The sequence below is a fragment of the Leptotrichia hongkongensis genome, assembly GCF_041538065.1.
In the GTDB taxonomy this organism is placed as follows: Bacteria; Fusobacteriota; Fusobacteriia; order Fusobacteriales; family Leptotrichiaceae; genus Leptotrichia; species Leptotrichia hongkongensis.
In genome coordinates, this window is the sequence record NZ_JBGORW010000001.1 from 1 (window position 1) to 12,190 (window position 12,190).

General features: G+C 29.5%; 6 protein-coding genes. All 6 read left to right on the forward strand.

Features of this window, described 5'->3' with window-relative positions:
* Positions 1-249: 249 nt before the first annotated feature.
* Complete coding sequence (gene carA / locus ACEG17_RS00005) at positions 250-1,332, forward strand: glutamine-hydrolyzing carbamoyl-phosphate synthase small subunit (protein WP_372582062.1); 1,083 nt, start codon at positions 250-252, stop codon at positions 1,330-1,332.
* A 131-nt stretch (positions 1,333-1,463) separates the two neighbouring features.
* Positions 1,464-4,649, forward strand: a complete 3,186-nt coding sequence (gene carB / locus ACEG17_RS00010; protein ID WP_372582063.1) for a carbamoyl-phosphate synthase large subunit — start codon at positions 1,464-1,466, stop codon at positions 4,647-4,649.
* A 140-nt stretch (positions 4,650-4,789) separates the two neighbouring features.
* Positions 4,790-5,779 carry a YiiG family protein gene (locus ACEG17_RS00015; RefSeq protein WP_372582064.1) on the forward strand — a complete coding sequence of 330 codons (990 nt, stop codon included), beginning with the start codon at positions 4,790-4,792 and terminating at the stop codon, positions 5,777-5,779.
* 794 nt (positions 5,780-6,573) lie between these two features.
* A complete protein-coding gene (locus tag ACEG17_RS00020) occupies positions 6,574-7,194 on the forward strand; it encodes an EndoU domain-containing protein (protein WP_372582065.1) in 621 nt (206 codons plus the stop codon).
* Between the two features lie 80 nt (positions 7,195-7,274).
* Positions 7,275-9,200, forward strand: a complete 1,926-nt coding sequence (locus ACEG17_RS00025; RefSeq protein WP_372582066.1) for a site-specific DNA-methyltransferase — start codon at positions 7,275-7,277, stop codon at positions 9,198-9,200.
* 9 nt (positions 9,201-9,209) lie between these two features.
* On the forward strand, positions 9,210-12,179 hold the full coding sequence (locus ACEG17_RS00030) for a restriction endonuclease (RefSeq protein ID WP_372582067.1): 2,970 nt from the start codon (positions 9,210-9,212) through the stop codon (positions 12,177-12,179).
* Positions 12,180-12,190 lie beyond the last annotated feature (11 nt).

The window sequence follows — 12,190 nt, forward strand, 5'->3', positions numbered from 1 at the left end:
GCTTTTAGAAGAGATTTAGTAAAAAATATAAATTTTCAAAAAATTAAAAAATAATTATTTACCGTTATTGATAAAACTAAAAAAATATAGTATAATTATGAGATTAGAGATGTTAGTAAATACATTCAGACTTTTATTAAACACATATCTAGAATAATAGTTTACTATATCGCAAATCAGACACGTTAATGACAATTGAACAAATTTTAAAACAAATAGTATCATTTAAAATTTAGGGAGGTAGTATTTATGTACGCATTGGATAAACAGCTTGTTTTGGAAGATGGTAGTGTGTATAAGGGGTATGGATTTGGAGCAGATGTGGAAATGGCTGGGGAAGTTGTTTTTAATACTGCGATGACTGGGTACCAGGAAACTATTTCAGATCCATCGTATAATGGGCAGATTATTACATTTACTTATCCGTTAATTGGAAATTATGGGATAAATAGGGATGATTATGAAACTATTAATCCAAGTATCAAGGGAATTGTAACTCGTGAAATATGTAGAAAACCTTCTAATTTTAGAAATGAATTTACATTGGATGAAGTTTTGAAGGATTTGAATATTCCAGGAATTTCTGGAATTGATACACGTAGTCTGACAAAGAAAATAAGAGAGCATGGAACGATTAAGGGAATTATCGTTAGTGCAGACAAAGATCCGCAAGAAATTGCAAAAAATTTAAAAATCAATTCGTTGCCAACCAATCAAATCGAACAGGTATCGACAAAAAAAGCATTTCTTTCATCTGGAAGAGGGATGAGAGTTGTTCTTCTTGACTTAGGAATGAAATCAGGAATTATGAGGGAACTTAACTCAAGAGACTGTGATATTGTCGTAATGCCACATAATGCAACTTCTAAAGAAATTTTAAGACAAAAACCAGACGGAATAATGTTAAGCAATGGACCGGGAGATCCGATAGATGTTCCAGAAACAATTGCTACAATTAGGGAATTAATAGACAAAGTGCCAATTTTTGGAATTTGTATGGGACATCAGCTAATTTCACTTGCCTGTGGAGCAAAGACATATAAATTGCTATTCGGACATCGTGGAGCAAATCAGCCAGTGTTAAACCTACAAACTGGAAAAGTTGATATTACAGCACAAAATCATGGATATGCTGTGGATATTGACTCGTTGAAGGATACAGACCTGGAACTGACACATATCGCAGTAAATGACAGAACCTGCGAAGGTGTAAGACATAAAAAATATCCAGTATTTTCGGTACAGTATCATCCAGAGGCTTCTCCAGGACCACATGACCCAAATTATTTATTTGATATGTTTATTGAAAATATGAGAAAGAATCGGAAATAATAATTTTAGAACTATTGATTGAAAACAAATTTTTTAGTTTATTTTAGGTAAAGTTGTTACATAAAATTAAAGATTATAAAATATTGAAATAAAAGTGTTGATAAAAATTAATAGCAAGGAGATGTAGGGAAATGCCTAAACGAAAAGATATAGAAACGATTTTAGTGATTGGGTCTGGACCAATTATTATTGGACAGGCTGCTGAATTTGATTATGCAGGGACACAGGCGTGTTTATCATTGCGTGAAGAAGGATACAAGGTTATCCTTGTAAATTCCAATCCTGCAACTATTATGACAGATAAGGAAATTGCGGATAAAGTATATATTGAACCATTAACTGTTGAATTTGTGTCAAAAATTATAAGAAAAGAACGTCCAGATGCCTTGCTTCCTACTCTTGGAGGACAGGTTGGGCTAAATCTGGCTGTGGAACTGCACGAAGCAGGAGTGCTTGAAGAATGTGGAGTAGAGCTGCTAGGGACTAAGCTTGACTCTATTAAGCAGGCGGAAGATAGGGAACTGTTCAGAGATTTGATGAACGAACTGGGAGAGCCTGTACCTGAATCGGATATTATTCATAATTTGGGAGAGGCACGTAGATTTGTGGAAAAAATTGGATACCCTGTGATTGTCCGTCCTGCCTTTACAATGGGAGGAACTGGTGGAGGAATCTGCCACAATGATGAAGAACTGGAAGACATTGTTACAAATGGACTTAGATATTCGCCAGTAACTCAATGTTTATTAGAAAAATCAATTTCAGGATACAAGGAAATCGAGTATGAAGTAATGCGTGACAGCAATGATACAGCGATTGTTGTCTGCAATATGGAAAATATTGATCCAGTTGGGATTCACACGGGAGATTCGATTGTAGTTGCACCGTCACAAACATTGACAGACAGGGAATACCACATGTTGAGAGATGTTTCGTTGAAAATAATAAGAGCATTGAAAATAGAAGGTGGATGTAACGTTCAGCTGGCATTAGATCCGTATTCGTTCAATTATTATATTATTGAGGTAAATCCGAGGGTGTCACGTTCATCGGCACTCGCTTCAAAAGCGACAGGTTATCCAATTGCAAAAATTGCCGCAAAAATTGCAGTTGGATTGACACTTGATGAAATTATAAATCCTGTTACTAAAAATTCGTATGCGTGCTTTGAGCCGTCACTTGACTATGTTGTAAGTAAAATACCGAGATTTCCGTTTGACAAGTTTGAAAAGGCGGATAGGCATTTAGGTACACAAATGAAGGCAACAGGGGAAGTAATGGCAATTGGAAGAACTTATGAGGAAAGTTTGTTAAAGGCTATTCGTTCGCTTGAGTACGGAGTACATCACTTGGGGCTTCCAAATGGAGATGAATTCAGCTTGGAATACATTTTGAGAAGAATCCAGAAAGCTGGAGATGAAAGATTGTTTTTTATTGGGGAAGCATTAAGACTAGGAGTTACTCCGCAGGAAATACATGATATGACAAAAATTGACATGTTTTTCCTTGATAAAATGAAAAATATTATTGATATTGAAGTCGAATTGAAGGCAAATGTAAATAATCCAGATGCACTGCTGTTTGCCAAAAGATACGGATTTTCAGATAAAGTTATTGCACACCGTTGGAATACGACAGAAGATGAAGTTTATAAACTTCGTGAAAAATGCAATATTAAGCCTGTGTTTAAGATGGTTGATACCTGTGCGGCTGAATTTAAGTCAGAAACACCTTATTTTTATTCAACTTATGAGCAGGAAAATGAAAGTGTTGTGGGGGATAAGAAAAAAATTATTGTTCTTGGATCGGGACCTATTAGAATTGGGCAAGGTGTTGAATTTGACTATGCGACAGTTCACGCTGTGAAGGCGATAAAAGAGTCTGGCTATGAGGCAATTATTGTAAATAACAATCCTGAAACTGTTTCAACGGACTTTTCAATTTCGGATAAACTTTATTTTGAGCCACTTACAGAAGAGGATGTTATGGCGATAATCGAGCTTGAACAGCCAGAAGGCGTTGTTGTTCAGTTTGGCGGACAGACGGCAATTAACTTGGCTGAAAAATTGGCAAGACATGGTGTTAAAATATTGGGAACAGCGCTTGAAGAAATTGATAATGCGGAAAACCGTGATAAATTCGAGGCATTGCTGCATAAATTGAACATTCCTCAGCCACTTGGAAAAACTGCGTTTGATACGGAAACTGCTGTAAAAAATGCGGCTGAAATCGGATACCCTGTTCTAGTGCGTCCATCTTACGTATTAGGTGGAAGAGCAATGGAAATAGTATATCGTGAAGAGGAATTGCGTCAATATATGGAAAATGCTGTAAAAGTATCTCCTGATCATCCTGTGCTTACTGATAGATATTTAGTTGGAAAGGAAATCGAAGTGGATGCAATTTGCGACGGGGAAACGGTTGTGATTCCTGGAATTATGGAGCATATCGAAAGAGCGGGAGTCCATTCTGGAGATTCTATTGCAGTTTACCCTCCACAAAGCCTTACAGATTCACAAAAGCGTACATTAATTGACTATACAACAAGACTTGCAAAAGGATTAAACATTATAGGGCTTTTGAATATTCAGTATGTAATTAGCGATGGAGAAGTTTATGTATTGGAAGTAAATCCTAGAAGTTCAAGGACAGTTCCATTTTTAAGCAAGATTACAGGCGTTCCTATGGCAAATCTTGCTATGAAGGGAATTCTTGGAGAAACGTTGAAAAGTAAAGGATATCAAACTGGATTAATTGAAGAAAGTAAACATGTGTATACAAAAGTTCCTGTGTTCAGTTTCCAGAAATTAAAAGATGTGGATACAACATTAGGGCCTGAAATGAAGTCTACAGGAGAAGTTATGGGAAGTGATGAAAACCTTGAAAAATCACTTTACAAAGGGCTAATTTCATCTGGAATTAAAGTCAAGGATCAAGGAAGCGTATTGTTTACAATTAGTGGAACTGCAAAAGAGGAAGCTTATGGATTGGCTAAGAGATTTTCTGACTTGGGCTATCATATAATGGCTACAAAAGGCACAGCTAGATATTTTGAGGAAAAAGGGCTTCGTGTTGAAACTGTTGGAAAAATTGAAGAAGAAGGAAAATATGAACATGATGTATTAGGACTGATTTACAAAGGACTTGTTGATATGGTAATAAATACAGCGGCTAAAAAGAAAACTGCAACAAATGACGGATTTAAAATTAGACGTGCTGCAAGTGAACAGGAAATCGCCTGTCTTACTTCACTTGATACAACAGATGCTTTACTGAAAGTTCTGGAATCTATTTCGTTTAATGTAAGTTCGATATAATTAATTTTGATTTTATTAAATAAAATAGAAAATAAATTTTAAAAATTACCAATTTCGTTAGTTTTATTTTAAATAATAGGATTAGGGAAATTGGTAAAATTTTTAAGTAAAATAAAAAAATAAAAGATAATGGAGTAAAAATGAACTATAAAAAAATAATATTAATAGGATTTTTCTCAATTTTTTTACTTTCTTGTGATGATACATTTAAGGAAATTAGAAGAAAATTTAGTATAAAAAAAGTGAAAAATGAAGAAATGGAGAAGTACAACGGCTATATTGAAATCCATAATAATTTGACAAATATTGAGAATGAAATTTCAAAATATATTGATGTGGCTGGAGAAGGCAAAGAAATAAATGTTCAGGAAATAGGGACACTGGAAAGCATTCCTGTTATTAAAATTGACAATACTGTTATCCAAAAACTTGGAAAAAATATAAATTCAAAATTTAAGATGGAAAAGCTGGATAATTCTTCCAAAAGATTATTGCCAATTTTAAAAGAATTAAAAGCAGTAACAGATTCTATGGCAAATTACTATGGAAAAAAAGAATATTTGGCAGATAACTTTTCCAAAGGGCAGCAATTACATACAAATTTTTTAAAAATTTACAAAAGATATAAAGAGAGTTCAAATGTTTTTAAAGCGGAAGTGGAAAACAAAACGAAAGAAAGAGTTCAGAAAATATTAGAAACATATAAGAATGAAGGCAGCCTGATAAAATACAATTTGGCAATTCTTATAAATAGTTGTGAAGATTTTGTGGATAAAATGGATAATCAGAAACTTAGTATGACAACATTTATAAAAGGTGATTTGGGAAAATTAAAAAAAGCGCAGCAAAATATTTTAACAGCTTCAACTAACTTTCAAAAGACAATTACAAATGAAAAACAATTGAAAAAGGAAAATTATACAAAAGAAAAATTGGAAATATTTAATAATCAACTTGCAGAATTTGAAAAATCAGTTACAACATTTATTAAAGAAGTTGAAAAAAGTAAGTCATTGAGTAAGGAAGATATTGAGAAGAAAGTTTATACAGAGGATATGGCTGGAACTCCGAACGATGTAATTAAAAAGTATAACAATTTAGTGAATGCCTACAATAGTCTGATGAATTAAAAATAGGAAAAAATCAAAATTTATATAAATAATTATAAATTTTATTATATACTCAAACCTATTTAAAATTAAACTACTAAAAATTATATAGATTTAGGGATTGAGTAAAATAGTCGCAGCTTTTTGAGTTTAGTTTTAAAGCAGTTTTACTATAGTTTTATAAAAAGCCTTAAAATAAGAATTTTATAAAGAAGAAATTATTTTCAAAAAATAAAAATCTATTTAAGGCATTTTTATTTTAAATATATAGATTAATGTTAATTTCTTTTTTTATAGGAATAATTCTTTTTATATTGTATTTATTGTTAATCAAAATTCCAAGCATATCATAGATTCTTTCCTAAGTAAAAGAATAAGCCACATCAAAATAAATTCCCTTATCCCTAAAATATTTTCCAACCACTTTATCCTCTCTAATTCTCTCATCAATCAATGGGAAATTACAGTTTCCTTGAATTTTTCAAATAAAAAAATCTATTCATAATGGATTAAATACAAAGTCTTTTTTTTAATCATATTAGTCTTTTTTATTCTCATACATATTCTACTATTTTAACTGTTATTTACTTTTAATTATACTGTATTTTTCATACGTATTGGAATTTGAAAGAACTTAATAATATTGATTTTAAGGTATAAGTTTGATATAATATGCTCAAATCCATTTAAAATTAAGATAATAAAAGTTAGATAAATTTAAGTTTAAGTAAAATAGTCATAACCTTTGAGTCTGATTTTAAAGAAAGATTATTATAAATATACAAAAAATATATAAAAAGGAGAAAATTTAGAAAATGAATAAAAATAAAATTGCAAAAATATTGCTGTTATTTGTTATTATATTGTTTGGACTAGGAAAACTGTATTTAAGCAGAAATAACAGTATAAATGCAAAGGAAAATTCTTCAAAGGAATTTGTTGCACAAAATAAGAGAAATAGCAAAAAGAATATTATTAAACAGAAAAATATAGAAAATAAAAATGAAAAACGGACTCAAAATACTTCAAACCAAGGAGATAGAAAATATCAAATTGATTATGACCATGTGATTGGTGGGGATGAAAATTCACAAGGGAAAGTTACCGGTGGACATTCACTTTTGCATGGAGATGTGAGAATTGTAAAAAAAATTGGAAATCGAGCTAAAAACGGAGTGTATCGAGCAAGCATTGAAGTGAAGAAAAAAGACGGAACTTGGCAGGCAAAAACTTCTAATGGTGGAGTAAATACAATGTTTCCAGAAAACTGGGATGAAGCGAGAATTATTGACGAAATAAATTCAGCATGGGAAAATAGAAAAGATCTTAGGGGCAGAGATAATAATATGTGGCAGGGAATAAGCAAAAGCGGAGTTCTGATCCGTGGTTACAAAAGCCCTAGAATAACGGCTTATCCAGTTTATGAAAATCGTTAGAAATCAACTTTATTTATAAAAGAATATACATTTTTTATATATAGTTGAAAATGATTAAGCAAAAAGAAGGAGAAAATAAAATGGAGAAATTTAATGGAACAAGTATGGATTTAGTTCAAGAGAATATTAAAAAATTGAAAGAAATTTTTCCGGAAGCATTTGTGGAAGGAGAAGTAGATTTTGATGTATTGAGACAAATTTTCGGGGGGGGGGGGGGGGTAGATACTTCTAAAGAAAGATATTCTCTAAACTGGAATGGAAAATCAGAAGCAAGACAGAGAGCGCAGGAAGTAAGTACAGGAACATTAAGACCTGCAAAAAAAGAATCGAAGAATTGGGATAATACAGAAAATATTTATATAGAAGGAGATAATTTAGAAGTACTAAAATTGTTACAAAAATCATATTACGGGAAAATAAAAATGATATATATAGATCCTCCATATAATACTGGGAATGATATTTTATATAAAAATAATTTTACATCTCCTTTAGAGTACTATAAAAGATTTATTGGAGAAATATCAGATGATAATTTTGTTTTAACTACAAATTCTGATACTTCTGGAAGATATCATTCAGATTGGCTTTCAATGATGTTTCCTGTATTAAAGTTAGGAAGAAATTTATTATCAAATGATGGAATAATAGTAATCGCTATTGATGATTATGAACAATCAAGATTAAGAATGATGTGTGATGAAATTTTTGGAGAGTATAATTTTATTGGAACAATAGTAACTAGATGCAATCCTCAAGGGCGGGGGAAAAAGAATATAGATCCAGTTCACGAATATCATTTAATTTATTCTAAAAATGTGAAAAATATGAAAGAATTAAGAATAAAAAATAATAAAGAAGGAAACTTTAAAAAGTTAATAAGAACCGGAACAAATTCAAGAAAAGAAGAAAGACCTAAAAGATTTTATCCCATATTAGTGAAAAATAAAAAAGTAGAGATGATAACAATTGAAGAATATCAAAAGATATATTCAAAAGAAACAGGATTTAACGAAGAATATATAAAAAAATTGAGAGAGAAGTATGAAAAAGAAGGTAATTTAGTTATTTTTCCGATAGCTAAAAATGGCGAAAAAAAAGTATGGCAAAGAGAATTTGATAGAGTATTAAAAGAGTATCATACATATATTTATAAAGATAATCAAATAAAGTATCCTTCAGATAAAAAAAGAACACCTACTTCATTATGGGATGAAAATCTCTATAGTAATGTTTCTTATGGAACCAATATATTAAAAAACTTATTTAATCAAGAGGAAACTTTTGATTATCCTAAAAGTATTTATACAGTAAAAGATTTTATTTCTATGGTTAATGATGGTTATATTTTAGATTTTTTTAGTGGTTCATCAACAACAGCACACGCTGTAATGCAACTAAACGCTGAAGAAGAACAAAATAAAAAATTTATATTAATTCAATTACCACAGAAAATTTCTAAAGACAAAAATGCATATTCTTTGGGATATAAAAATATTTGTGAAATAGGAAAAGAAAGAATAAGAAGAGCAGGAGATAAAATAAAAGAAGATGAAACATTGCCACTTGAAAATAGAGAAAAACTGGATATAGGATTTAAAGTATTTAAACTGGATTCATCAAATATAAAAGAATGGGATACAGATACAAATGATTTACAACAATCTCTGCTAGATTCAGTGGAAAATATAAAATCAGATAGAAATTCGTTAGATGTTCTATACGAAATTTTATTAAAATATGGATTAGATTTAAATATTCCAATAAAGGAAACTGAAAATTTCTACTCAATAGGAGGAGGAACTCTTTTAGTAAGTTTAAATAATGAAATTAATTTAGATGTGATAAATTCAATATGTGAAGAATATAAAAAAATATTAGAAATAGACAAGGAATTTAAAACGACAGTAATATTGAAAGATAACTCTTTTAAAAGTGATGTAGATAAGACAAATGCATTAAAGAGATTAGAACAAGTTGGAATAAGTGAAATTAGAAGTATATAGGGAGAAACTATGAAGATTAGATTTGAAGAAAATTTAGAATATCAGTTAAAAGCGATAAATTCTGTAACTGGCGTATTTTCAGGATATGAAACAGGTAGAACAGTATTTACAGTTGAGAAAGCAATGAATCCTCAATTAAAGTTTAAGAGAGAAAATTATTTAGGGATAGGAAATAAAATTTTATTATCTTCTGAAAAAATTTCAGAAAATTTAAATAATATTCAAATTAGAAATGGTTTGGAAAAAACAACAGTATTAAAAAAGGAAGATTACAATTTTTCTGTTGAAATGGAAACAGGTACAGGGAAAACTTATGTATATTTAAGGACGATAATGGAGTTAAATAAAAAATATGGATTTACAAAATTTATTATAGTTGTACCTTCAATAGCGATAAAAGAAGGAGTGTATAAAACACTTCAAATTACAGAAGAACATTTTAAGAGTATGTATGAAAATACACTTTATGATTATTTTATTTATGATTCTAAAAAAATAAATATGATAAGAAATTTTGCTATGAATAATAATATAGAGATTATGATAATCAATATAGATTCTTTTAATAAAGATACAAATGTCATTAATCAAGAAAGAGATCAAACTAGTGGATATAGTCCGATTGAATATATACAGAAATGTAATCCAATAGTAATAGTTGATGAACCTCAAAATATGGAAACTGATATAGCAAAAAATGCTATAAAAGAGCTAAATCCTTTGTGTACGTTAAGATACTCAGCAACTCATAAAGAAAAATATAATCCTGTGTTTAAACTAGATTCAATAGATGCTTACGAAAAACAGCTAGTAAAACAAATAGAAGTTGCTACTGTCGGTGTCACTAAAAATTCAAATACAGAATATATAAAAGTTATTAGTATAAAAACTGGTAAATCTGGTATTACAGCGAAAATAGAACTTGATGTAAAAAGTAAATCAGGAGTAACTAGAAAAGAAATTAGTATAAAGCATGGAGATGTTTTAAGCGAGAAGGCAAGAAGAGACATCTATGACGGCTACATAGTAAATGAAATTACATATAATGAATCTAATCCTGCCAGTTCTTTTATAGACTTTGGAAAAGTAAGATTAACTTTAGGACAGGTAAATGGAGGACAAAAACCAGATTTTATAAAAAGATTACAAATAAGAAAAACAATACAGGAACATTTTGATAAGCAGTTAAATTTAAAAAGTAAAGGAATAAAAGTTTTATCACTTTTCTTTATAGATAAAGTTTCAAATTATAGAATATATGATTCAGAGACAGGGGAAGCTAAAAAAGGCAAATATGCTTTAATGTTTGAAGAAGAATATAATAAACTTATACAATTGGAAAAATATTCATCAATGGGGAAAGCGTCCAAAGTGCATGATGGATATTTTTCACAAGATAAGAAAAAGTCTAAAAATGGGCAAGAGTATTTTGAAATTAAAGATACAAAAGGTAATACAAATGCTGATAATGATACATTTAAGAAGATAATGAAAGATAAGGAAAAACTTTTAAGTTTTGATGAGCCTTTAGCATTTATATTTTCACATTCTGCATTGAAAGAAGGTTGGGATAATCCTAATGTATTCCAGATTTGTACTTTGAATGAAACAGTTTCTGAAATGAAGAAAAGACAGGAAATAGGTAGAGGACTTAGAATAGCTGTAAACCAAGATGGAGAAAGAGTCAGAGGTTTCAATGTAAATACACTGACAGTAATGGCAAATGAATCTTATGAACAGTTTGTAGAATCATTACAGAAAGAAATGGAAAAAGAAGAAAATATAAAATTTAGAATTGTAGAAGATTTTATTTTTGCAAATATTGTAATTAGTGATGAAAATGGAAAAGAAAAGTTTCTTGGTCATGAAAAATCAAAAGAAATATATCAAGATTTAATCAAAAGAAATTATATTGATGAAAGTGGAAATTCAAAAGAAAAACTAAAAAAAGATTTGGAAAAAGGGATTTTAGAAATATCTGAAGAATTTGAAAATATAAAAGAATCAATTATAAAAAAACTTGAACCTATTTCTAGAAAGTTAGTTATTAAAAATGCAGATGATAAAAAGAAAATAGAAATAAATAAAGAAGTATTTTTAAGTGATGAATTTAAAAAATTATGGGATAAAATAAAATATAAAACTACATATCAGGTTAATTTTAATGAAGAAGAACTGATAAAGGAATGTATAAAAGGTCTGGATAATGAAATTTATATACCTTCTGAAAAGTTATTGTTTAATAAAAAAACATTATCAATTACAAAAGGTGGAATAGAATCGGAAAGTGAAGACGAAATAAGTGAAGATATAAGCGCTTTTAATAGATTTAAGCTTCCAGATATAATTACTTATTTACAGAATGAAACTAATCTTACAAGAAGAAGTATAGTAAAGATTTTGACAGGATCTAGAACCTTAGAGAGTTTTAGGAAAAATCCACAGTATTATTTAGAACAAGTCAGTGAGATAATTAAAAATACTATGAAAAATTTTATACTTGATGGTATAAAATATGAAAAAATAGGAAATACAGAATATTATTCACAGGAGCTGTTTGAAGATAGTGAAATATATGGGTATTTAAAAAGTGAAATTTCAAAAGGAAATATGATTGAAACTAAAAAAAACCCTTACGATAGTATTGTTGTGGATTCAGAAATAGAGAGCAAATTTGCTGAAAATTTAGAAAAATATGGAAATGTTATTGTTTATGCAAAACTTCCATCATGGTTTAAAATATCGACTCCACTGGGAAATTATAATCCTGACTGGGCTATACTTGCTAAACCTGATATAAATAAAGAAGAAGAAAAACTTTATTTTGTAATAGAAACTAAAGGTTCAAAGAATAAAAATGACAGAAGAGACAGCGAAAATGGTAAAATTAGATGTGGAGAAAAACATTTTGAAGCAATTTCTAAAGAAATAAACTATGATGTTTGTAAAACAGGAGAAGATTTTAAAAACTTAATATAGATAGGAAAGGT